Source organism: Serratia sp. Ag1, from assembly GCF_000743355.1.
GTDB lineage: Bacteria > Pseudomonadota > Gammaproteobacteria > Enterobacterales > Enterobacteriaceae > Chania.
Genome location: NZ_JQEI01000009.1, coordinates 103,731 through 127,018 on the forward strand (window position 1 = coordinate 103,731; position 23,288 = coordinate 127,018).

A 23,288-nucleotide genomic window follows, 5' to 3' on the forward strand; every position below is an offset into this window, starting at 1 on the left:
GTAAAATCTTATCCCGCTTATTGACAAGCTTGTCGGGCCAGTCACAGTGCGCGCTTGGAACAGGCAGTAACATTTCACCCCCAAGTTATCCACAAATTCGGGCGGTTTTGTTCACTTGCAAACGCCCTGTTTTCTCACTATCTTGTTACCCCATCGACACCCACCCCCTATATATAGTGTTTACATACTGAGCAAAGTGACTACACTTTCTGCTTAGGGGAATCATACGGACAGGTAAAAATGAACCAAAGTCTACTTGTAACTAAACGCGATGGCCGTAAAGAACGCATCAATCTCGACAAAATCCACCGGGTCATCGATTGGGCCGCAGAAGGTTTACACAACGTCTCGGTATCTCAAGTAGAGTTGCGTTCACATATTCAGTTCTACGACGGCATCAAAACCGCCGATATTCATGAAACTATTATCAAAGCGGCTGCCGATCTGATCTCCCGCGATGCGCCAGACTATCAGTATCTGGCCGCGCGCTTGGCGATCTTCCACCTGCGCAAAAAAGCTTACGGCCAGTTTGAGCCGCCGAAGCTGCACGCTCACGTGGTGCGCATGGTCGAGATGGGTAAATACGATAAGCATCTGCTGGAAGACTACACGGCTGAAGAGTTCGAGCAGATGGACGCCTTTATCGACCACTGGCGCGATATGAATTTCTCCTACGCGGCAGTCAAGCAGTTGGAAGGGAAATACCTGGTGCAGAACCGCGTCAGCGGTGAGATCTACGAGAGCGCCCAGTTCCTGTATATTCTGGTCGCCGCCTGCCTGTTCTCTGGCTATCCGCGCGCCACGCGTCTGGATTATGTAAAGCGTTTCTATGACGCCATTTCTACCTTCAAAATTTCTCTGCCTACGCCAATCATGTCTGGCGTGCGTACGCCAACCCGTCAGTTCAGCTCCTGTGTGCTGATCGAATGTGGTGATAGCCTGGATTCGATTAATGCCACCTCAAGCGCCATTGTGAAATACGTTTCCCAACGTGCGGGGATCGGCATCAACGCGGGCCGCATCCGTGCGTTGGGTAGCCCGATTCGCGGTGGAGAAGCTTTCCATACCGGCTGCATTCCGTTCTACAAGCATTTCCAGACCGCCGTAAAATCCTGCTCTCAGGGCGGCGTGCGTGGTGGTGCTGCCACGTTGTTCTACCCGATGTGGCATCTGGAAGTCGAAAGCCTGCTGGTGCTGAAAAACAACCGTGGTGTCGAAGGCAACCGCGTGCGCCATATGGATTATGGTGTGCAGCTTAACCGCCTGATGTACCAACGCCTGATCAAGAACGAAGACATCACCCTGTTCAGCCCATCTGACGTGCCGGGGCTATACGACGCGTTCTTCGCCGATCAGGACGAATTCGAACGCTTGTATACCCGTTACGAGAAAGACGACAGCATTCGCCAGCAGCGCGTGAAAGCGGTAGAGCTGTTCTCACTGATGATGCAAGAACGTGCTTCTACTGGCCGTATCTATATTCAGAACGTCGATCACTGCAATACCCACAGCCCGTTCGATCCGCAAGTCGCCCCGGTGCGCCAATCCAACCTGTGCCTGGAAATCGCTCTGCCGACCAAGCCGCTGGATGATGTGAACGACGAAAACGGTGAGATCGCGCTCTGTACGCTTTCCGCCTTCAACCTGGGCGCTATCGATAGCCTGGATGATTTGGAGGAGTTAGCCACTCTGGCCGTGCGCTCACTCGACGCGCTGCTGGATTACCAGGACTACCCGATCAAAGCCGCTCACCGTGGCGCGATGGGCCGTCGTACTCTGGGTATCGGCGTGATTAACTACGCTTACTATCTGGCGAAGAACGGCGTGCGTTATTCCGATGGCAGCGCCAACAACCTGACTCACAGAACCTTTGAAGCTATCCAGTACTACCTGTTGAAAGCGTCAAACCGTCTGGCACAGGAACAGGGCGTTTGCCCGTGGTTTAATGAAACCACCTACTCGAAGGGCATCCTGCCGATCGACACTTACAAGAAAGATCTGGATGCTATCTGCAGCGAACCGCTGCATTACGACTGGGAAACCCTGCGCCAAGAGATTAAAGAAACCGGCCTGCGCAACTCTACGTTGTCTGCCCTGATGCCGTCGGAAACCTCTTCGCAGATTTCCAACGCCACTAATGGTATTGAGCCACCACGCGGCCATATCAGTATCAAGGCCTCGAAAGACGGTATTCTGCGCCAGGTAGTACCTGAGTATGAGCGCTTGAAAAACGACTACGAACTGCTGTGGGAAATGCCGAATAACGATGGCTACCTGCAACTGGTTGGCCTGATGCAGAAGTTTATCGATCAGTCGATCTCTGCCAACACCAACTACGATCCGACCCGTTTCCCGGGCGGCAAAGTACCGATGAAGCAGTTGCTGAAAGACCTGCTTACGACCTACAAGTTTGGCGTGAAGACGCTGTATTATCAGAACACCCGTGATGGTGCAGATGATGTGCAGGAAGACCTGCAGCTCGCCCAAGGCAGTGATGACGACTGCGAAAGTGGCGCCTGCAAAATCTAACGTTTGACACAGCGGGCCAGGCTTCTTCTGGCCCCTTTAATTCAGCACGGCACTAATGGATTCAAGCTCATGGCTTACACCACATTTTCTCAGAAAAAAAACAACCAGCTGCTTGAGCCGATGTTCTTCGGCCAATCGGTCAACGTGGCACGTTTCGATCAGCAGAAGCACGAAATCTTTGAAAAGTTGATCGAAAAACAGCTCTCTTTCTTCTGGCGCCCAGAAGAAGTTGACGTCTCGCGCGATCGCATCGACTACCAGGCCCTGCCGGAACATGAAAAACACATCTTCATCAGCAACCTGAAATATCAAACGCTGTTGGACTCCATTCAGGGTCGTAGCCCGAATGTGGCACTTTTGCCGCTGATCTCAATCCCTGAGCTGGAAACCTGGGTAGAGACCTGGTCGTTCTCAGAAACCATTCACTCGCGTTCTTACACCCACATTATCCGTAACATCGTTAACGATCCGGCTCTGGTGTTCGACGATATCGTCACCAACGAAGAGATCAAGAAGCGTGCGAAAGACATTTCGGGCTATTACGACGATCTGATCGAGATGACCAGTTACTATCACCTGTTAGGTGAAGGTACACATCAGGTCAACGGTAAAACCGTTGTGGTTAACCTGCGCGCAATAAAAAGACAGCTTTACCTGTGCCTGATGAGCGTCAACGCACTGGAAGCTATTCGCTTCTACGTTAGCTTCGCCTGTTCATTTGCGTTTGCCGAGCGTGAATTGATGGAAGGTAACGCCAAAATCATCAAACTGATCGCCCGCGACGAAGCATTGCACTTGACCGGTACTCAGCACATGCTGAACCTGATGCGCTCTGGCGCTGACGATCCGGAAATGGCAGAAATCGCCGCCGAGTGCCAGCAAGAGTGTTATGACCTGTTTGTGCTGGCGGCACAGCAAGAGAAAGAGTGGGCCGAATACCTGTTCCGCGATGGTTCCATGATTGGCCTGAACAAAGACATTCTGTGCCAATATGTCGAATATATTACCAATATCCGCATGCAGGCGGTGGGCCTGAGTTTACCGTTCCAGACCCGCTCTAACCCCATTCCGTGGATCAATGCCTGGTTGGTTTCGGATAACGTTCAAGTGGCTCCACAAGAAGTGGAAGTCAGCTCCTATCTGGTGGGCCAGATTGACTCGGAAGTCAACGCTGACGACCTGAGCGACTTCGAGCTGTAAGTGGCTACGCCAACCGTGACGCTGCGTACCACCGGTACGCAGCTTTCCTGCCCTGAAGGCGAAAACTGCCTGCTTGATGTGCTGGAACTGCACGATGTTGCGGTGGAATACCAGTGCCGCTCGGGCTATTGCGGTGCCTGCCGCATGAAGTTGCTGAAAGGCAAAGTGGCCTATCGCCAACAGCCGCTGGCCTTTATCAATCAAGGTGAGATTCTGCCCTGCTGCTGCATACCGTTGATGGATATCGAGCTGGAGCTCTGACCTCCCGAATCATCTTTAATCACCAGATGACTCCCTATGACTTTCGAGTTGCCAGCATTCCGGCAACTCGAATTGTTTTAGGGTATCTCTACTCAATGATTTCCATCGTTTCCAGCCAACTGTTTTTGCCGCACACTTTTTCGCCATTCAACCAGCGGCGCAGCATATCCAGTGCCAGCATCGCCACCGACTCCTGGCGTAAACGCTGGCCATGGCGCATAGCGCGATACCCCACGGTCTGGCCAACGCCCCCTTTTGGCGTATGCAAAGCAACGCTGACTCGATCCCCTTCCATCGCGCTGACCGCCAGTGCCAAGGGTGAACCCGTAAGTTGGGCCAGAGATTTAGCCCGCGCCAGCACCGTTTCCAAGGTTTCGCAGCAGTGTGCTGGCAGCAATTCGCCCCCTGCCAAGGGTGCCGCCGCGTTCTGCAATTGCAGATTAATTAAACCTGCGGTGAATTGCTCGCTCAGAGCCAGTTTCAGCCCCTGTTGTTGTAAACGCTCTGCCAACGATGCGGGTAACCCCACCGTGCCTTCAAAAATCTTGTTATCCCCCGCCACTTCACGCACCCGCTCCCAAGCCTGCGCCATCGCGCTCTGCTGGGTATGTGGGCCTGTCAGCTTCAATTCAATAATCGGGCTGGAAGAACGATAGCCCAACGCTACGCCCGGGGGTAATGCCATACCATCCAACTCAGCAGCCAAATCGCTTTCTGAGGTGCCAAAAGTGGTTAAACGCAGGCATACCGGGGGCTCCGGTAGAGTTAGAGATTGGCGCAAACGCGGTAAAATCTGCTCTTCAACCATCACTTTAAATTCGGAAGGTACACCCGGCGTGAAGAACATCCGGCATTTATTGAGGGTCAGAGCAAAACCACAGGCCGTGCCCACAGGGTTATCCAGCATCTCAGCATTAGCCGGGATCTGCGCCTGTTTGCGATTAGACGCCGCCATCGGGCGGCCACGCTCGGCGAAGAATGCCTCCATACGCGCAATCCACTCCGGATGCTCAACCAGGCCAACACCGCAAGCATTAGCTGCAGCCAGCGCGCTGAGATCGTCACTGGTCGGCCCCAGGCCCCCGTTAACGATCAACACATCGGCGATATGGCTGCGTTCCTGCAATATCTCCACCAGAGAAGCCAGGCTATCCCCTACCGTTTCACGCCCGCTCATCGGTAAACCTTGCTGGAACAGGTAATCCGCCAGCCAGGCCGCGTTGGTATCTATAATTTGCCCATGCAGCACCTCATCACCGGTGCTGAGCATCTCCACCCTTAACATTGGTCTCTCCTGCATTTTGTTCCATCCCTTTTCATTACCGTTTCTCAGTCGCGATGATCACGCTGCTGTTTGCAAGATGAAGGGTATAGCGAAGCCTGTAAACCCCTTTTCACCGTAGGTTCTCCGATAATGTTTATCTGAGGCACTTTGACTACCACAACATAATCGTAAAGATAAATGTACGGATTGCGTAACGCCGATTTGACACAAAATCTGCAATCCACTATTCTGCCGCCCAAAATCATCAGTTAGTAGAGAAAAAAGTGAAGAATCGCACTCTGGGCAGTGTTTTTATCGTCGCAGGCACCACGATTGGTGCCGGAATGCTGGCCATGCCACTGGCAGCAGCTGGGGTCGGTTTTGGGGTTACTCTGGCCCTACTGGTTGGGCTATGGGTGCTGATGTGTTACACCGCTTTGCTGCTGGTTGAAGTTTATCAACATGAACAGGCAGACACAGGTTTGGGCACTCTGGCCAGGCGCTATCTGGGGAACAGCGGCCAATGGCTGACCAGTTTCAGCATGATGTTCCTGATGTATGCCCTGACAGCGGCCTATATCAGTGGGGCCGGTGAACTGCTGACGACCAGCATTAACCAATGGGCGTCGCAGGACTTCCCAACTTACCTCGGCGTGCTACTGTTCACCTTGGTGGCTGGTGGCATCGTCTGCATCGGCACTCATTCGGTCGATCTGTTCAACCGTATTTTGTTTAGCGCCAAAATCGTCTTCCTGCTCCTGATGCTTGGCCTGATGATGCCCTATATTCATCACACTAACCTGACGACGCTGCCACTGGAACAAGGTTTGGCGCTTTCGGCAATTCCGGTGATCTTCACTTCATTTGGTTTTCACGGCAGCGTGCCTAGCATCGTCAATTATATGGGCGGTAACGTTCGCAAATTGCGCTGGATCTTTATCATCGGCAGCGCTATCCCGCTCGTGGCTTACATTTTCTGGCAGTTGGCAACGTTGGGCAGCATCAGTTCTGCTACTTTCGTCGGGATTCTGGCGCAACAGGCAGGGTTAAACGGTTTATTGCAGGCTGTGCGCGACGTAGTTGCCTCCCCGCATGTCGAACTGGCGGTGCATCTGTTCGCCGATCTGGCGTTGGCAACTTCATTTCTCGGGGTTTCACTGGGGCTGTTTGACTTCCTGGCCGACCTGTTCAAACGCCAAGACAATGCGCGTGGTCGTCTGCAAACCGGCGTCATTACTTTCCTGCCGCCATTGGCGTTTGCGTTGTTCTATCCGCGCGGATTTGTGCTGGCCTTAGGGTTTGCGGCCATTGCGCTATCGATATTGGCACTGCTGCTGCCTGCGCTGTTAGCCTGGAAAACACGCCAGCAGCATCAGAGCGATTATCGTGTCCGGGGTGGAACACCGGCATTGGCGCTGGTGTTTATCTGCGGCATAACGGTGATTGCAATTCAGATTGGCATTGCCAGTGGTATGTTGCCTGCGATTGGGTAAAGAATTAATAGGGGGTAGATATGCCCCCATCATCTCCCGCCTCAGCAATTCACATCAGTAACTCGCTTATTTTCAATAAATTGCAAATAAATAAAAATCCATCCCCCGTATCGCAACGATAACCGGTACCTATTTGCCCCTGGTCGATAATAGGGCTACAACTAGTAGTGCCATTGATATAAGCCAGCAACCTAGGGCTTTTCATTAATCCCAATTATGTCCCCGAGTATGGGCACTCAACTTAACTGCAACACAGTAAGGAGCAATTAATGAGCAAGAAAGGATTAACTACCGCGGCTGGTGCACCCGTTGTCGACAACAATAATTCGATGACCGCCGGGAAACGTGGTCCACTTTTGATGCAAGACGTGTGGCTGTTGGAGAAACTGGCTCACTTTGATCGTGAAGTGATCCCAGAGCGCCGCATGCACGCCAAAGGTTCTGGCGCATACGGCACCTTCACCGTCACTCACGACATTACCCAATACACCCGCGCAAAAATATTCTCCTCAGTGGGTAAAAAGACCGAGTTGTTCGTTCGCTTCTCTACCGTGGCCGGTGAGCGTGGCGCAGCCGATGCCGAGCGCGACATCCGCGGTTTTGCGATCAAGTTTTATACCGAAGAAGGTAACTGGGATATGGTGGGCAACGACACGCCAGTGTTTTATCTGCGCGATCCGCTCAAATTCCCCGATCTCAACCACGTGGTAAAACGCGATCCGCACACCAACCTGCGCAATCCGATCTACAAATGGGATTTCTTCTCGCACCTGCCAGAAGCCCTGCACCAGTTGACCATCGACTTCAGCGATCGTGGCCTTCCCAAGTCTTACCGGCATATGCACGGTTTCGGCAGCCATACTTTCAGCTTTATCAATGCCAATAACGAGCGTTTCTGGGTGAAGTTCCACTTCCGCTGCGAGCAAGGCATCGAAAACCTGATGGACGATGCAGCAGAAGCGGTCATTGCCAAAGATCGTGAAAGCTCGCAACGCGATCTGTACGACGCGATCAAACGCGGCGACTTCCCGCGCTGGAAACTGCAAGTTCAGGTTATGCCAGAGCATGAAGCCTCACAAACTCCGTATAACCCGTTTGATCTGACCAAAGTCTGGCCGCACAGCGACTATCCGCTTATCGACGTCGGTTTCTTCGAACTGAACCGCAACCCGGACAACTACTTCTCAGAAGTGGAACAAGTGGCCATGAGCCCGGCCAACGTGGTGCCAGGCATCGGCTTCTCTCCAGACCGAATGCTGCAGGGCCGCTTATTCTCCTACGGCGATGCGCACCGTTACCGCCTGGGCGTCAACCATCACCAGATCCCGGTCAACGCGGCCAAATGTCCGTTCCACAACTACCACCGCGATGGCGCGATGCGTGTGGATGGTAACAGCGGTAACGGCGTCACTTATGAGCCAAACAGCTTTGGTATGTTCCAGGAGCAACCCGATTTCAGTGAACCACCACTGAGCATTGAAGGCGCGGCGGATCACTGGAACCACCGCGAAGATGAAGATTATTACAGCCAGCCACGGGCACTGTTCAATCTGCTGAGCGCTGAAGAGCATCAGCGTATGTTCACGCGCATTGCCGGTGAGCTGTCGCAGGTGCCAGAGCCGATCCAGCGCCGCCAGGTTGAATTGTTCACCAAGGTGCATGCAGATTACGGTGCCGGTGTCGCCAAGGCGTTGGGATTGAAATAATCAGCAAGCGCTAACGTTATAACCCCTCTTCCTGTGGGAGAGGGAGCTGGTTAGCATTACCCGCATTACACTTGCGCCGCCACCCACTGCCGTAACCGGCGGCGCGAAATCTTGATGCCGCCCGTTTTCAACGCATCAGGCAAAGCAAACAACGCGATGGGCCGCTGGAAATTCGCCAACTTGCCGTCCACCCACTCCAGCAACGCTTCCAGCGTTAACTCATCTTCATAGTCGATCACGGCCACTGGCCGCTGGCCAAACTCCGGATCATCGACGGGAACGATAAACACCTGCCGGATCTGTGGATGCGCAGCCAGCACACGTTCAACATCTTCCGGTTGCACCCCTTCACCACCATTGAAGAACAAATTATCCAACCGCCCGATAATCCGCAATTCGCCCTGTTCCATCACGCCACGATCGCGCGTATGGAACCACCCCTGATCGTCAGCTATCGGCAACAGCGCCCCGCGCTGCCAGTAGCCCAACGCCAGGCTTGTCGAACGGATCCACACTTCTTGTTCCACCAGCCGTATTTCGCGCCCAGGCAGCGTCAAACCGACGCCCGGCAGCTCATCAGCGCGTTTGGCACAGACTGTGGAAGCCAGTTCGGTCAGACCGTAGCCACACCAGCAGCGGATCCCCACCGCTTCGGCCTGTTGGGTGAGCGAAACCGGGATCATCGCCCCGCCGAGCAGCACTTCTTTCAACGCATGCTCGGTCATAGGTTCAGATAGCAGACGCCATAACTGGGTCGGCACCAGTGAAGCATGCGTGCATCCCGCCAACGCATCAGCCAACGGCTGCATATCACGCACCACCAACTGTGCGCCGACCGCCAGCCAGCGCCAGACAATGCCCTGCCCCGAAACGTGAAACAGCGGCAAAGAGAGCAACCAGCGATCCTGCGGCTGGAAGTCCATCAGGTGTAATACCCCTTCGGCACTGGCCAGGTGCGCTGCATAGCTGTGGGCCGCCGCTTTTGGTAAACCGCTGGAGCCGGACGTCAACGTCAGCGTTGCCAAACGTTGTGGTTGCCACGGCAGCTCTTGCAAAGGGTATTGCGCCCCTGCCGATGGCGATAAACCGATAATTTCAGACGATAGCTCGGGTAAACCATCGGGGATGAAGGCAAAATCGATATCCAGATCCGGCAGCAAAGTGGCCAGCATCGAGGTCGGTAATGCCGGGTTAAGCGGCAACAAACGCGCCCCACACTGTAACAAGGCCAGATAGCCCAACAGTAACGGATAGCTGTTTTTACCACACAACACCACACCACTCCCCGGCACAACCCCTTGCTGCTGGAAATCCGCCGCCATACCTGCAACTTGCCGTTGCAACTCCAGCCAAGTGACCGGCTGATGCCCCACCATCACGGCTGTCGCCTGCGGGCGTTGCGCGGCCCAATAACGCCACGGCCAGTCGTTTAGCTGCGCCATACGCACTCCAGCACATCCGCACTGAGCAACGGCAAGGTACTTTCTGGCCAACTGCGCATCAACTGCGCCTGCATCAGGTTCAAGGTATCCAGCCCCGGCACGGTATCCGGCGTCAACCAATGGGCGATGCGGGCCAACTGCGTCAAGCCCAGGCTGGACTCAATACTGGAGCTAATCACTGCCGTTAAGCCCGCCTGATGCGCTTGCTCAACCAACTCGCGGCAACGGTTCAGGCTGCCAACCAACGTCGGTTTGATCACAATAGCCGCAACGCCAGGCTCAGCCTGCACCACAAAATCCGCTTCGCGCACGCTTTCATCCCAGGCGATAGCGATACCGGTTGCCTGCGCAAAATCCCGCGATTCGTCACGGGTCTTGCAGGGTTCCTCCAAAAACGCGATGCGATCGCGCCATGCCGGGTTGACGTACTTGGCAAAACTATCGGCTTTAGCCCGCGTCCAACTGCGGTTGGCATCCAGCCGCAATTTAAGATCCGGTAACGCTTCCAAGAGCACATTAACCACCATGCCATCGCGCACCGCCTCGTACAGGCCCACTTTCACCTTGGCGACTTTCTCGCCCGGCAACGCATTCAGCACCGCAAACAACTCGTCAGGATCGCCGCTACAGAGCGGAGCTTTACGATAATCAGCCTGCAGCGGCAACAGCCCTGACAATTCAGCTAACGCGCAACTGGTGCCAAAATCCACCGAAGGCAGTGTGCCAGCCGCAATCACCTCACCCGCAATCCACGCCTGCAGCCAGCTCAGCGTAGCCTGTTGCGCCTGTTCAAGCGTTTCCTGACTGAATTCCGGCAGCGGCGCGATTTCGCCCCAGCCCTGCTGTTCCCCCTGTTGCAGGTGAATCAGCAAGCCATCGCGGGTTTTCAACCGCTGATGGCGCAGCACCACACCGGCCTCCATCGGCAGGCTATAACGGTAAAGAGTCGCTTTACGGATGAGCGCGGTCATTACGGATTACGCTTGAATTTGCTGAAGTCCGGTTGGCGCTTTTCATTGAATGCATTGCGCCCTTCCTGACCTTCGTCGGTCATATAGAACAACATGGTGGCGTTACCGGCCAACTCTTGCAAACCGGCCTGACCGTCACAGTCGGCATTGAGCGCCGCTTTCAGGCAGCGCAGCGCCATCGGGCTGTTTTGCAGCATCTCACGGCACCAGCGCACGGTTTCTTTTTCCAGATCCGCCAGTGGCACCACGGTATTGACCAAGCCCATATCCAACGCTTGTGCCGCATCGTACTGGCGGCACAGGAACCAGATTTCACGTGCTTTTTTCTGCCCGACGATGCGCGCCATATAAGAAGCGCCCCAGCCACCATCAAAGGAACCGACCTTCGGCCCGGTCTGGCCGAAGATGGCATTATCTGCCGCAATGGTCAGATCGCACATCATATGCAGCACGTGACCGCCACCAATCGAATACCCTGCCACCATTGCCACCACCGGCTTCGGGCAGGTGCGGATCTGGCGTTGGAAATCCAGCACGTTCAGGTGATGCACCCCGCTGTCGTCGCGGTAGCCGCCGTAGTCGCCCCGCACTTTCTGGTCGCCACCGGAACAGAAAGCTTTATCACCGGCACCGGTAAGAATAATGGTGCCGATCCCATCGTCATAACGTGCATTTGCCAGCGCTTCGATCATCTCTTTCACCGTATGCGGGCGGAAAGCGTTACGCACCTGCGGACGGTTAATGGTGATTTTAGCGATGCCGTCACTGGATTTGTGGTACAGGATATCTTCGAAATCACCGGAGCAATCCTGCCAGTCAATCGCGGCATACAGTTGTTCTTCATTCGGATACAGCATGTTCAGTTTCCTTATTATCAAGAAATTCATGTAACGCGGCGGCAAAATCCGCCGGGTTCGCTAGATGAGCGTTATGTCCGGCTAGCGGCACCGTGCGCAATGGCAAACCGGCATTCCGTGCCAACCCTTGAAATTTGTGATCATCAACGCCACACAGCACCTGGAGCGGTAAGGTTAAGCGTTGTAATGCGGGCACCAACCACGGCTGCCGCCCGAGTGAAGTGGCTTCCAGCATGTCGGCTACCGCCGGGCCCAGGTTTGCAGAACGCGCAGCGATCAGCGCTTCACGATGTACCGCGCTCAGATCGTCAAATATGGGTTGCTGATACCAGTCCAACAGCACTTGCTCGATCGGTTCAACGCGGAAACGGCTGGCCCAATGGGCATCATGGGCACGACGCTGGGCGCGCAGTTCTTCACTTTCCAGCCCCGGATTGCCCCCTTCGATCACCATCCCCTGCAGCCCCTGCGGCTCCCCATAACAAGCGTGGTACATGGCAATCCGGCCACCGAGCGAATAGCCCACCAACCAGTAACGTTCAATCTTGTGATGTTGCAGCGTCGCGGTGATTTGCTGGCTGATCTCAGCAAAATCCCGACAGGGCTGGTGAGCAGAATCGCCATGACCGGGCAGATCGATTGCCAGCGAAGGCCATTGTTCAAAGCGTGAAGCAATGACACGCCACTCATTATTATTACCCAGCAGGCCATGCAGCCAGACCAACCATGGGCGATGATTTTCGCCCTGTTGTAACACGCGTGAAGCCAGCATCAGTTCACCACCCGTTGTACCAGATGTTGTAACGTCTCTGCGCCATCGCTTGGTGGCACCCGTAATTCAATTAACGTCGTTCCAAGGTGACACCAACCTTGTTCTATCGCCTGCTGCAACTGTTGCCAATCTTCCGGGCAGGCATAATTAAGCTGGAACATCGCCGCTGCATGGCTGAAATTGACGTTTTGTGGCATGCAGTAAAAACGCTGACGCTCCAGTTCCGGCGTAGGTAACAGCGAGAAGATCTGGCCGCCGTTATTATTCACCACGATCAACACCATCGGGACCGAGCTTTGGCGCAGCAACGCCAGCGCATTCAGATCATAGAGTGCGGAAAGATCGCCGATCACCGCCAGCGTCGGTTTAGCCGTGGCGCGCTGCACCCCTGCTGCGGTGGAAACCAGCCCATCAATACCGCTGGCGCCACGATTGCTGAACACCGGATAGCCAGCCGGTAGCTGTGCCAGCGCGTCGATCAAGCGCACAATCAGGCTATTGCCAAGAAACAGTTGGCCCTGCTCTGGCAGCAGCTTCGGCAACCGATGAGCCAGTTGCGCTTCACCGAACCGGTTAGCTAAATAACCGGATGTCGCCTCAAACGCCTCCTTGGCCAATCCAGCCAACCCCTCAGCCCAGGGGGCAGCACAACGCAGTGCCGGATGTAAATCAAGCCACTCACCTACGTTGGCGCGAATACGGCGACCGCGATGGTGCGCAGGATCAAGCCGCCCTGGCAAAGAATCAATCAGCCAGTACTCTGCCGGTTGGCAACGTTCCTGCCATTGCAACAGGCGTTTACCCGTCAGGCTGCTGCCAAACTGCACCACCAACTGGGCATTTTCCAACAGTTCACACGCCTGCGGCTGTGCCAGCCAGAGATCGGCACAGGGCAACGGTTGGCCAGTTTGTGAAAGTACATCAGCAATCAACGGCCAACCCAGCGTTTCGGCCCATGCGGCCAAGCGCACACCGTCTTCAGCGCTCATGCGCCCGGCGAGCACCACCCCACGCTTTTGCCGCCAAGAGCACCAATCCGGCTGTGGTAACACCTGATGAGGATCCACTTCTTGCAGCCAAGGCCGGGTTCCTTGCCACCAATCCCCCAGCTCAGCCGACCACGCGGCATACTGCTGTTCATCGCCACCATACAAAGGTTCGGCAAAGGGGCAGTTGATATGCAGCGCACCGTGCGACAGGCGCGCCATAGCGCTATCCAGGGTAGAAACCAGCCAACGAGCAGGAATATCCGCACTGGGGCGTGGTAAATCAATATGTTGCACTGGATGGCTCGCATAGAGACCAGATTGGCGAATCGCCTGGTTGGCACCACAATCAATCAGCTCTGGCGGCCTATCCGCAGTGAGGAACACCAAGCGCTCACCGGTCAGCCCAGCTTCAATCAACGAAGGATAGAGATTGGCGGCGGCAGTGCCGGAGGTAACGATAACCGCGACCGGCTCGCGCGCCGCTTTTGCCAAGCCGAGCGCCAGGTGGCCGAGCCCACGCTCATCAAAATGGGTATGGCAGATAAAAGAGCCGTGTGCAGCAGCGGCCAGTGTCAACGGTGTCGATCGCGATCCCGGAGCAATACAGACATGCCGCACTCCATGACGAACCAGCGCTTCCAGTAGCAAAGCCGCCCATCGGCGATTAAAAACACTTGTCGACATAGTTTGCTCATAAGTCAGTAAACTGAGGTTATGCCCAGAGATAACTCATAAGAGTTATTATTCCGTAGCCATCGCTCTGAATTATATAAGTAATCATCTTTACAGCTTTTGCGCTGGCGCAAAAACGCCGTTACTCGCAATCGCAACTACAGCCACTACCGCTCAGGAGTTGAGCCTTAGGGCTGAAGAAGCGTCCGCAAACCGGCCACTTTATTTTCGATCTCCTGCCATTCCTCGGCGGGATTCGAACCGGCAACAATACCGGCTCCGGCGTAAAGTTGTACCTGTGCGCCATCGATTTGGGTGGAACGTAACGTGACGCAAAATTCGGCTTGCTCAATCGAAAGATAACCGGCTGATCCAGCGTACCAATGACGAGCAAAAGGCTCATGCTGGTGGATAAAATCACGCGCGGCCTGGCGTGGCAACCCGGCCACCGCAGCCGTCGGCTGGAGCCGTTGCAGGCAATCGGCATCGTCACCGCGCTTAAGTTGCCCCTCTATCCGCCGCCGCAGGTGTTGAACCTTACGCAAACGCACCACTTCAGGGGGCAAAACGTCCACTGCACTGGCTCCACCCTGCAGGCGCTGACAGATATCATCAACCACCAGCAGATTTTCCTGTTGATTCTTGGTGTCCTGCAGCAGCCAACGCGCTAACGCACGTGCCTGCTGCTCATCCGTGTGGCTGGCAACGGTGCCCGCCAAAGCTTCAGTCAATAAATGCTGACCTTCTCGCAGATATAACCTTTCCGGGCTGGAGCCAAGAAATGCCGAGTGCGCATCGAAACGCATCATAAAGTGGTAACAGCGGTGGTTGACTTTGCGGCTGGCAGCCATCAGCGCAGGGGCAAACAGCGGGCTTGCCAGCGTCAGCAACGTGCTGCGTGCCAGTACTACTTTTTCAAGCTGCTGATTCTCTATCGCCCGTAGTGCGTCGTACAGCATCGCATCCCAGGCTGAACGCTCGGGTTGATGCCGCACCGACTGCACCACAACCTGCAAATCTGCGATCGGTTTTGCCACCGCCAGTTCCTCAAGCCAACGACTTGCCGCAAGCGCGTCATCATACAGCGAGGATTCAGAACACAGGTTCAACGTCAGTTCACCTTTACCGCTGCGGCTCTGGATCTCCACACGCGGCAACAACAGCAATGTGCTGTCATCAAAAGCGGTCAATCCCCACAGGCGAGCTCGGGGATATGCAGACAAAAATGCCTGCGCCTGTAAAGGGGATGAAAACTGCCTGACCGCGCCGCATACCGCAGCTTCGTGCTGCGCTTCACGGTGGCGCCAATAAAACTGCGGGAATAGCGTCTGTGCCGCCAGCCATTCCAGCAACGTAGCAGCTAAACGGTCGGGAACCGGTATTGTTATCTGCCGAAATCCGGCTTCAGAGGGAAAAGACTGCCCAAGCTGCTGGCGTAACTGCCGCAGCAATCCCGATAGTTGTTCCACTACGACCTCATTAACCAAACTTATTGTGGGGAATTATACGGTAAATAAGAATGCTCTGGGGAGAAATGCCACCCGCATCTACAGATAAAATTACGTCGATGCCGCCTTGGAAGCCGCTTTTGCTGGTGCCCGACGACGCATGGCCAATGCCCCGGAAAGAATAATCAATGCCATACCTACAGCGGCAATTGAGGACAACTTCTCGTCAAAAATCAGGTAACCCAGCAGCGTAGAAAAAATGATGGTGCTATAAGAAAGGATGCCAACAATCACTGGGTTACCGCTGCCATAAGCACGCGTCATGGTGATTTGCCCCAGGCTGCCGAATACGCCAATCGCACAAACACCGAGCAAAGTGGCCACATCCAACGCCGAAAACCCGACAATCGTTGCCATCACGCTCCCAACCAACGTCCCCACCAAAGAGAAGTAAAACACGACGCGCAGCTCTGGTTCGCCAGTGCGTACCAGTTTGCCAACGTTAAAATAGGCGAGTGCGGTTAATAACCCAGACAGCAAACCGACCAACGTCGCAGTAAACTCACCGTGCGGCACATCTGGGCGCAGGAGAATAAGGATCCCAGCGAACCCCAATAACACCGAAAACAGCAGTTTTCCGGTCAATTGCCCTTTGGTGGTCACAAAAGCAATCGCCGACTGGAAAATAGGGTTGGTGTAACCAAGGGTGGTCGCCGTAGCGATAGGCAGGTGAATAAGCGAGTAAAAACCACAGTACATCGCCGCATTGCCGATAGCGGCGCGTTTCATATGCAGCCCAAGATGCCGGGTGCGGAAACCGATCTTCTTGATTTTAATCAGTACGGCCACTATCACTACGTTAACAAACGAGCGATAAAAGATGATGTCAAAAAAACCGACTTTCGCCGAAGCCAGTTTGATACAGGCCCCCATCAATGCGAAAAACGCACTGGCAACGACCATCCATAAAGCAATCATGGTTTCCCCGGAATGTAGCCAACCAGACGACAAAATAACATCTGCTCTCAACTGAAAAGGGCCGCTTTAGCGACCCTTAAGACTACTGACAAAGTCAGATATTAGGGAGAGCGTGCCGAAGGGGTCGTAGCGGCGTAAGCCGCCGGAGCGCCCCTCGGTGCGCTAGGCCCGGGTATCTCGGGCATCAAGACAACTTTGTCATCAACCTAAAGGGCCGCTTCAGCGACCCTTTTTACTACTTATCTGCTAATCAGAACATTGGCTGCGCCAACTGCACTAAACTGATGAGCGGTTGCGGGTAGATACCCAGCAACAGCACCAGCGCAGCGGAGATCAACACCACCACCCCGCCCGCAGTCAACGCCCAGTTGTTTGGCGTATCACGAGCCAACGTTTCCGGTGCACTGAGGAACAAACTGACCGTCACGCGCAGGTAGTAATACAAACCTATCGCACTCCCTACTACCACAGCACCGGTCAGCCACCACAGATGTGCACTCACACCCATCGCGATCACGAAGAACTTACCGATAAAGCCCAACGTCATCGGGATACCGGCCAGCGACAGCATCATCACCGTCATCACCGCCGACAGGATCGGCTTGTGCCAGAACAGGCCACGGTAGGAGAACAGTGAATCGGCATCCGGGCCACGATACGGGCTGGACATCAAGCTAATCACGCCAAAGGCACCCAGGCTGCTGAACAGATAGCCCGCCAGATAAACACCGGCAGTCTCCAACGACAATTGGTGGGTTTGCACCGCAATCAGCGCCACCAGCAGATAACCCAAGTGAGCGATAGAAGAGTAACCCAGCAGACGCTTGATATTGGTCTGACTGATCGCCATCAGGTTGCCGAACAGGATCGAACAGAAGGCAATGATCGATAACACCATACGCAGTGCTTCACTATCGGCAGCGGGTGCGTACAGGAACAAACGCATGACTACCGCGAAGATTGCAATCTTGCTGGCGGTTGCCAGGAAGGTTGAAACCGGTGCAGGTGCGCCCTGATACACATCTGGAGTCCACAGTTGGAATGGCACTAAAGACAGTTTAAAGCCCAAGCCCACCACCATCATGCCCATACCGGCCAGAATCAGCGGTTGGTACACTTTATGTTCCTGCAGGCTTTTACCCAGCCCTGCCAATGACAGATCGCCGGATTCTGCATACAGCAGCGCCATACCAAACAGCAGGAAGCTGGATGCCGCCGCAGAGAGCAGCATATATTTGATCGCGGCTTCCAGAGAGCGCTTCTGACGATACGCATAGCCCACCAATCCAAACAGCGGCAGTGAGATCAGTTCAATACCGAGGAACAGCGAAGCCAGGTGATTAGCGCTCGCCAGCAGAATGCCCCCCATGGCGGCAATCAGCACCAGCAGATAGAACTCTTCGCGGTTGTCCGGGTAGCCCCCTAGCCATGGATAGGCAAAGGTACAGGTCGCCAGGCTCGCCAGCAGCACCAACCCGGTATAGAACATCGAATATCCATCAACCCGCATCAGCGGAGTGACGTCCATTGGCCCAACCTGGCCGACAAAGTAGAGCGAAAGCAGCGCCAGATTAAGACCGACGACTGTCAGGGTGGCGTTGATAAAGTGGTCGCGTCGCCACGCAATGCACAGCATCACAACCACCACCGTCAATCCGACGATCAACAGCGGTAACAGTGCGATCAGTTGTTGAGGAGTTATTGTCATGGCGAATTACGGCCTTGTTGTTGAAATTGCTGAAACTGACGGACCAAACCAGTGTTGCACGTTGCTCATCGCCGCACTGGAAGTATCAAGGATCGGTTGAGGATAAACCCCCAACAAGACCAGCAGAACCACCAGCAACAGAATGATGAATAACTCACGCGCGGTCATGCCCGGTAACGGTTGATCGGACTTAGGCGCACCGTAGTAGGCACGCTGCATCATGATCAATGCGTAAACCGAAGCAAACACCAGACCGAAGGTAGAAATCACGGTGATCACCGGCACTACCTTGAAACTGCCGAGCAGAATCATGAATTCACCGACAAAGTTACCGGTACCCGGCATCCCTAGCGTTGCCACCGCGAAGAACAGCGACAGTGCAGGAATAAACTTGATCCGCCCCCACAGACCGCCCATCTGGCGCAGGTCACGGGTATGCAGGCGTTCGTACAACTGACCACAGATGATGAACATACCGGCGGCAGACAGGCCGTGTGCAATCATCTGGATAACCGCGCCCTGATAGGCCATCTGGCTGCCGGTGTAGATAGCAATCAGCACAAAACCCATGTGCGAAACCGAAGTGTAGGCAATCAGACGCTTGATATCGGTCTGCGCAAACGCCATCCAGGCACCGTAGAAAATACCTACTACACCCAACCACATGGCGATCGGGGCAAACTCGGCAGAGGCGTTCGGGAACAGCGGCAAGCTGAAACGCAGCAAACCGTAAGCGGCGGTTTTCAGCAAAATCCCCGCCAGGTCAACAGAACCTGCCGTTGGAGCCTGACTGTGCGCATCCGGCAACCAGCCGTGCAATGGCACCACCGGCATTTTCACCGCAAATGCAATGAAGAAGCCGAGCATCAACAGGTATTCAACATTGTGCGACATCGGGGTTTTCAGCAGATCCTGATAGCCGAAGGTCCAGACGCCGGTCGCGTTGTAGTGCACAAACACCAGCCCCAAAATCGCAATCAGCATCACCAGACCGCTGGCCTGGGTGTAGATGAAGAACTTGGTTGCCGCAGTGATACGGGTTTTACCGTCCGACGCCTTGTGACCCCACAGAGCGATCAGGAAGTACATCGGCACCAACATCATTTCCCAGAAAAAGAAGAACAGGAACATGTCGATGGCCAGGAACACGCCGATAACGCCGCCCAGGATCCACAGCAGGTTCAGGTGGAAAAAGCCCTGATACTTCTGAATTTCACGCCAGGAACAGAGGATCGCCAGCACGCCCAACAAGCCGGTCAATACCACCATCAGTAACGACAAGCCGTCCAGCGCCAAATGAATATTGATACCAAAACGTGGGATCCACGGCAGCAGGAATTCAGATTGCCACTGTGGGATGCCTAGCGGTTTGCTCAACGAGTAGCCGCCCTGCAACCACAGTTGCAGAGAAAGCGCCAATGTCAGCCCCATTGCGATCAAGGCGATCCAGCGCGGTGCCTTAGTACCGAAACGCTCGCACTGCCAGCACAGCAGACCGCCGATAAAGGGGAGAAGAATTAGCCAAGGTAATAGCATGGCGTTTTGTGTCCCTTATTCTACCCGTATCTTTCAAGCCGTGGCGTTGTTGGCTACCGCGTACTCATCCCAGTCACTTACTAGAGTAAGGCTCCTGGAATTCATACGCTTGCCGCCTAGCCACAACTTGAAATCTACAGGGTATAAAACATTGTACATAGCACAAGCGCTATGCCCGATAAATGCTTTAAATTATTGGTTAAACCAAAATCAACAGCGCCAATACGACCACTGCACCCACACCCATCGACGCGATATACCAGCGTATCTGGCCATTCTCACTGACCGTCAGGCCACGGTTACCCCAACGGGAGAAAATTGCTGGCAGGTTCATCAGCGAATTCAGCGGATCGCTTTGCAGTAGCTTGGCAACGCCCAGATACGGCTTGACGAACACTTTGTCGTACAGCCAATCAAAGCCCCAAGCATGGAACCACCAGGTTGAGAAGAAACGGCCCGGCGCGCTGTTCGCGATACTGTTCACCAGGCTACGTTTACCCAACCACAGAGCAGCGGCCAGCAGGATGCCGACAATAGCGACTACGCCAGAGGCGATTTCCAACTGCAACACGCTGCCATGAGCCATTTCGGTGGTTTCTGGCAGCACGCCCTGCAACGGTGGAGCGATCATCGCGCCAACGAAAGTAGACAGTACCAACAGAACCAACAGCGGCAGGTGATGCGTAATGCCTTTGCCTGCGTGAGCTTTGATCTTTTCTTCGCCGTGGAACACGATGAAGATCATGCGGAAAGTGTACAGCGAGGTCATGAACGCACCGACCAGACCGGCAATCATCAGATTGATGTGGCCGTTCGCCATTGCACCCGCCAGGATCTCATCCTTACTGAAGAAACCTGCAGTGACGATTGGCAGCGCCGACAGCGCCGCGCCCCCCACCAGGAAGCAGGCATACACCAGTGGAATGCTCTTACGCAAACCGCCCATTTTGAAGATATTCTGCTCATGGTGGCAGGCCAGGATCACCGAGCCAGATGCCAGGAACAGCAGTGCTTTGAAGAATGCGTGGGTCATCAGGTGGAAGATCGCCGCATCCCACGCCTGCACGCCCAACGCCAGGAACATGTAACCAATCTGGCTCATGGTGGAGTAAGCCAGCACGCGTTTGATGTCGGTTTGCACCAGCGCGGCAAAACCGGCCAGCAGCAAGGTGACTGCCCCGACGATGCCCACCAGGTTCAATACCTCCGGCGCCAGCAGAAACAGGCTGTGCGTACGGGCAATCAGGTAGACACCGGCAGTTACCATGGTCGCCGCGTGGATCAGTGCAGATACCGGCGTTGGGCCAGCCATCGCATCCGCCAGCCAGGTTTGCAGCGGCAACTGTGCCGATTTACCAACCGCACCACCCAAGAGCATCAAGGTTGCCCAAGTGATGGCGGTATCGCCAATCGCCAGTTTCTGCGGTGCCAGCACCATCAGTTCACGAATATTCAGCGTACCCAACTCGCGGTACAGAATGAACAGCGCGAAGGCCAGGAACACGTCACCAACACGGGTCACAATGAAAGCTTTCATCGCCGCTGCGCCGTTGGCCGGATCTTTGTAGTAGAAACCGATCAACAGGTAACTGCATAAGCCCACCCCTTCCCAACCCAGGTACATCAGCAACAGGTTGTCAGCCAGCACCAGGATCACCATGCTGGCGATAAACAGGTTGGTATAGGCGAAGAAGCGTGAATAGCCCTCTTCACCGCGCATATACCAAGAGGCAAACATGTGGATCAGGAAGCCGACGCCGGTTACCACCGACAGCATGGTCAGCGACAAACCGTCCAGCACCAGTGTCACACCGACATTGAAATCACCGACGGTCATCCAGTTCCACAGGCCCTGTTCGTACAGTTGCACGCCGGTCGCTTTCTGGCCGAGAAAATCGAACGCCACGTACAGCGTGACCAGTGCCGCCAAGCCAATAGAGCCGACACCCACGGTCGCAGCCGTGTTTTCAGACCAGCGACCACGGGAAAATGCCAACAGCAGGAACCCGATCAGCGGTAGCAGAATTGTTAAATATAATAGGTTCATCCGCGCATCTCACTGACAGTATCAATATTCAGGGTATGACGACGACGGTAGAGCTGCAGCAGCAACGCTAAGCCAACACTGGCCTCTGCCGCCGCCAGGCTGATCGCCAGAATATACATTACCTGCCCGTCCGCCTGTGCCCAATGGCTCCCAGCAACAATAAAGGCCAACGCCGCAGCATTGATCATCACTTCCAGGCTGATCAGCATAAACAGCAGGTTACGACGAATCAGCAACCCGGTCAGCCCCAAAACGAACAGAATCGCCGCTAGAATCAAACCATGTTGGAGAGGGATCATGCTTGCTCCTCCGATTTTCTTTTCGCCATTTCACTTGCCGGGGCATTGCTCAACACTTCACCCGGCTTATGCTCACGGCCAACGTGGAAGGCGACAACCAGGCCTGCCAACAGCAGCATTGAAGCCAACTCAACCGCCAGAACGTAAGGGCCAAACAGACTGATCCCTACCGCTTTGGCATCCACCATCTCACCGCTGATATTCTGATCGGACAAACTGCGGATTGCGATAACCAGCACCACCAACAAAACCAGCGACAACAGGCCCGGGCCGATCCATACCGATGGCTTCAGCCACTCGCGCTCCTGCTGCTGCACCGCACTGCCGAGGTTCAGCATCATCACTACGAATACGAACAGCACCATGATGGCACCGGCATACACGATGATTTCCAACGCACCGGCAAAGTAAGCACCCAGTGAGAAAAAGACTGCCGAGATCGCCAGTAATGACACGATCAGATACAGCAGCGCATGCACAGGATTGGTATGCGAAATAACGCGAATCGTCGCAACTATCGCAATCAAACCTGCCAGATAAAAGGCAATTTCCATGCTTGCTCCTACGGCAACAGACCTTTGACATCGATCGGTTTGGCTTCGTTTTCAGCTTCGCCTTTGGCTTTGCCGTCAATTGCCATACCGGCCATCCGGTAGAAGTTATATTCCGGATATTTACCCGGCCCCGAGATCAACAGATCTTCTTTTTCGTACACTAAATCCTGACGCTTGAACTCACCCATTTCGAAATCCGGCGTAAGCTGGATAGCCGTGGTTGGGCAAGCCTCTTCACACAGGCCACAAAAAATGCAGCGCGAAAAGTTGATGCGGAAAAACTCTGGATACCAGCGGCCATCTTTATGCTCGGCCTTCTGCAGTGAAATACAGCCAACCGGGCAAGCCACTGCGCACAGGTTGCAGGCTACGCAACGCTCTTCACCGTCGGGATCGCGCGTCAACACGATCCGGCCACGATAACGCGGCGGCAGGTATACCGGTTCTTCCGGATACATTTGGGTTTCGCGTTTGGCGAAGGCGTGTAAGCCAATCATCCAAAGGCTGCGCACCTGGGTGCCGAAACCAACCAATAACTCTTTCAATGTCATGGTTTATTCAC

Annotated in this window: 19 protein-coding genes; 5 read left to right on the forward strand and 14 right to left on the reverse strand. The window is 54.7% G+C overall.

Features of this window, described 5'->3' with window-relative positions:
* Window positions 1-240 precede the first annotated feature (240 nt).
* The 3 genes from nrdA to yfaE all read left to right on the forward strand — a co-directional run bounded on the left by nrdA (window position 241) and on the right by yfaE (window position 3,990).
* Window positions 241-2,529, forward strand: a complete 2,289-nt coding sequence (gene nrdA / locus IV04_RS05670) for a class 1a ribonucleoside-diphosphate reductase subunit alpha (protein WP_037402374.1) — start codon at window positions 241-243, stop codon at window positions 2,527-2,529.
* Between the two features lie 69 nt (window positions 2,530-2,598).
* Window positions 2,599-3,729 carry a class Ia ribonucleoside-diphosphate reductase subunit beta gene (gene nrdB / locus IV04_RS05675; RefSeq protein ID WP_037402376.1) on the forward strand — a complete coding sequence of 377 codons (1,131 nt, stop codon included), beginning with the start codon at window positions 2,599-2,601 and terminating at the stop codon, window positions 3,727-3,729.
* Window positions 3,730-3,990 (forward strand): class I ribonucleotide reductase maintenance protein YfaE, encoded by a 261-nt coding sequence (gene yfaE / locus IV04_RS05680; RefSeq protein WP_037402379.1) that lies wholly within the window; start codon window positions 3,730-3,732, stop codon window positions 3,988-3,990.
* An 88-nt stretch (window positions 3,991-4,078) separates the two neighbouring features.
* On the opposite strand, the gene IV04_RS05685 is transcribed toward yfaE, so the two are convergent.
* Complete coding sequence (locus IV04_RS05685) at window positions 4,079-5,275, reverse strand: nicotinamide mononucleotide deamidase-related protein YfaY (protein ID WP_037402382.1); 1,197 nt, start codon at window positions 5,273-5,275, stop codon at window positions 4,079-4,081.
* A 263-nt stretch (window positions 5,276-5,538) separates the two neighbouring features.
* On the opposite strand from IV04_RS05685, the gene tyrP reads away from it, so the two are divergent.
* Together tyrP and IV04_RS05695 are read left to right on the forward strand one after the other, a co-directional pair.
* Window positions 5,539-6,747, forward strand: a complete 1,209-nt coding sequence (gene tyrP / locus IV04_RS05690) for a tyrosine transporter TyrP (RefSeq protein WP_037402385.1) — start codon at window positions 5,539-5,541, stop codon at window positions 6,745-6,747.
* A 269-nt stretch (window positions 6,748-7,016) separates the two neighbouring features.
* Window positions 7,017-8,453 (forward strand): catalase, encoded by a 1,437-nt coding sequence (locus tag IV04_RS05695; protein WP_037402388.1) that lies wholly within the window; start codon window positions 7,017-7,019, stop codon window positions 8,451-8,453.
* Window positions 8,454-8,518: 65 nt separating this feature from the next.
* On the opposite strand, the gene menE is transcribed toward IV04_RS05695, so the two are convergent.
* From menE to nuoI, 13 genes are all read right to left on the reverse strand, one after another.
* A complete protein-coding gene (menE, locus tag IV04_RS05700; RefSeq protein ID WP_037402391.1) occupies window positions 8,519-9,895 on the reverse strand; it encodes an o-succinylbenzoate--CoA ligase in 1,377 nt (458 codons plus the stop codon).
* Window positions 9,883-10,866, reverse strand: coding sequence for an o-succinylbenzoate synthase (gene menC, locus IV04_RS05705; protein ID WP_081893174.1), 984 nt, complete (start codon window positions 10,864-10,866; stop codon window positions 9,883-9,885). Before menC ends, menE begins: the two co-directional genes overlap by 13 nt.
* A complete protein-coding gene (gene menB / locus IV04_RS05710; protein WP_037402394.1) occupies window positions 10,866-11,723 on the reverse strand; it encodes a 1,4-dihydroxy-2-naphthoyl-CoA synthase in 858 nt (285 codons plus the stop codon). Before menB ends, menC begins: the two co-directional genes overlap by 1 nt.
* Window positions 11,707-12,495 carry a 2-succinyl-6-hydroxy-2,4-cyclohexadiene-1-carboxylate synthase gene (gene menH, locus IV04_RS05715; protein WP_037402397.1) on the reverse strand — a complete coding sequence of 263 codons (789 nt, stop codon included), beginning with the start codon at window positions 12,493-12,495 and terminating at the stop codon, window positions 11,707-11,709. The genes menB and menH overlap by 17 nt, the downstream gene beginning before the upstream one ends.
* Complete coding sequence (menD, locus tag IV04_RS05720) at window positions 12,495-14,168, reverse strand: 2-succinyl-5-enolpyruvyl-6-hydroxy-3-cyclohexene-1-carboxylic-acid synthase (RefSeq protein WP_037402399.1); 1,674 nt, start codon at window positions 14,166-14,168, stop codon at window positions 12,495-12,497. Before menD ends, menH begins: the two co-directional genes overlap by 1 nt.
* A 176-nt stretch (window positions 14,169-14,344) precedes the next feature.
* Window positions 14,345-15,625 carry an isochorismate synthase MenF gene (gene menF / locus IV04_RS05725; protein WP_037402402.1) on the reverse strand — a complete coding sequence of 427 codons (1,281 nt, stop codon included), beginning with the start codon at window positions 15,623-15,625 and terminating at the stop codon, window positions 14,345-14,347.
* A gap of 90 nt (window positions 15,626-15,715) precedes the next feature.
* Window positions 15,716-16,582, reverse strand: coding sequence for a DMT family transporter (locus IV04_RS05730; RefSeq protein WP_037402406.1), 867 nt, complete (start codon window positions 16,580-16,582; stop codon window positions 15,716-15,718).
* 250 nt (window positions 16,583-16,832) lie between these two features.
* The gene (nuoN, locus tag IV04_RS05735) at window positions 16,833-18,290 is read right to left on the reverse strand and encodes an NADH-quinone oxidoreductase subunit NuoN (RefSeq protein WP_037402409.1); all 1,458 of its coding nucleotides are present in this window, start codon (window positions 18,288-18,290) and stop codon (window positions 16,833-16,835) included.
* 6 nt (window positions 18,291-18,296) lie between these two features.
* On the reverse strand, window positions 18,297-19,826 hold the full coding sequence (gene nuoM, locus IV04_RS05740) for an NADH-quinone oxidoreductase subunit M (RefSeq protein WP_037402412.1): 1,530 nt from the start codon (window positions 19,824-19,826) through the stop codon (window positions 18,297-18,299).
* Between the two features lie 199 nt (window positions 19,827-20,025).
* Window positions 20,026-21,873 carry an NADH-quinone oxidoreductase subunit L gene (gene nuoL, locus IV04_RS05745; protein WP_037402414.1) on the reverse strand — a complete coding sequence of 616 codons (1,848 nt, stop codon included), beginning with the start codon at window positions 21,871-21,873 and terminating at the stop codon, window positions 20,026-20,028.
* Window positions 21,870-22,172: an NADH-quinone oxidoreductase subunit NuoK gene (nuoK, locus tag IV04_RS05750; RefSeq protein ID WP_037402417.1), complete on the reverse strand. Its 303-nt coding sequence runs from the start codon at window positions 22,170-22,172 to the stop codon at window positions 21,870-21,872. Before nuoK ends, nuoL begins: the two co-directional genes overlap by 4 nt.
* Window positions 22,169-22,726 carry an NADH-quinone oxidoreductase subunit J gene (nuoJ, locus tag IV04_RS05755; RefSeq protein ID WP_037402419.1) on the reverse strand — a complete coding sequence of 186 codons (558 nt, stop codon included), beginning with the start codon at window positions 22,724-22,726 and terminating at the stop codon, window positions 22,169-22,171. The genes nuoK and nuoJ overlap by 4 nt, the downstream gene beginning before the upstream one ends.
* An 8-nt stretch (window positions 22,727-22,734) precedes the next feature.
* Window positions 22,735-23,277, reverse strand: a complete 543-nt coding sequence (gene nuoI / locus IV04_RS05760; RefSeq protein WP_037402420.1) for an NADH-quinone oxidoreductase subunit NuoI — start codon at window positions 23,275-23,277, stop codon at window positions 22,735-22,737.
* Window positions 23,278-23,288 lie beyond the last annotated feature (11 nt).

What these genes read in the sequence shown, in the direction of transcription:
- nuoI (WP_037402420.1), bottom strand. Translation starts at nt 23,277, where the DNA reads ATGACATTGAAAGAGTTATTGGTTGGTTTCGGCACCCAGGTGCGCAGC.
- menB (WP_037402394.1), bottom strand. Translation starts at nt 11,723, where the DNA reads ATGCTGTATCCGAATGAAGAACAACTGTATGCCGCGATTGACTGGCAG.
- menE (WP_037402391.1), bottom strand. Translation starts at nt 9,895, where the DNA reads ATGGCGCAGCTAAACGACTGGCCGTGGCGTTATTGGGCCGCGCAACGC.
- nuoN (WP_037402409.1), bottom strand. Translation starts at nt 18,290, where the DNA reads ATGACAATAACTCCTCAACAACTGATCGCACTGTTACCGCTGTTGATC.
- IV04_RS05685 (WP_037402382.1), bottom strand. Translation starts at nt 5,275, where the DNA reads ATGTTAAGGGTGGAGATGCTCAGCACCGGTGATGAGGTGCTGCATGGG.
- IV04_RS05695 (WP_037402388.1), top strand. Translation starts at nt 7,017, where the DNA reads ATGAGCAAGAAAGGATTAACTACCGCGGCTGGTGCACCCGTTGTCGAC.
- menH (WP_037402397.1), bottom strand. Translation starts at nt 12,495, where the DNA reads ATGCTGGCTTCACGCGTGTTACAACAGGGCGAAAATCATCGCCCATGG.
- nuoL (WP_037402414.1), bottom strand. Translation starts at nt 21,873, where the DNA reads ATGAACCTATTATATTTAACAATTCTGCTACCGCTGATCGGGTTCCTG.
- nuoJ (WP_037402419.1), bottom strand. Translation starts at nt 22,726, where the DNA reads ATGGAAATTGCCTTTTATCTGGCAGGTTTGATTGCGATAGTTGCGACG.
- nuoM (WP_037402412.1), bottom strand. Translation starts at nt 19,826, where the DNA reads ATGCTATTACCTTGGCTAATTCTTCTCCCCTTTATCGGCGGTCTGCTG.
- menD (WP_037402399.1), bottom strand. Translation starts at nt 14,168, where the DNA reads ATGTCGACAAGTGTTTTTAATCGCCGATGGGCGGCTTTGCTACTGGAA.
- IV04_RS05730 (WP_037402406.1), bottom strand. Translation starts at nt 16,582, where the DNA reads ATGATTGCTTTATGGATGGTCGTTGCCAGTGCGTTTTTCGCATTGATG.
- nrdA (WP_037402374.1), top strand. Translation starts at nt 241, where the DNA reads ATGAACCAAAGTCTACTTGTAACTAAACGCGATGGCCGTAAAGAACGC.
- menC (WP_081893174.1), bottom strand. Translation starts at nt 10,866, where the DNA reads ATGACCGCGCTCATCCGTAAAGCGACTCTTTACCGTTATAGCCTGCCG.
- nrdB (WP_037402376.1), top strand. Translation starts at nt 2,599, where the DNA reads ATGGCTTACACCACATTTTCTCAGAAAAAAAACAACCAGCTGCTTGAG.
- nuoK (WP_037402417.1), bottom strand. Translation starts at nt 22,172, where the DNA reads ATGATCCCTCTCCAACATGGTTTGATTCTAGCGGCGATTCTGTTCGTT.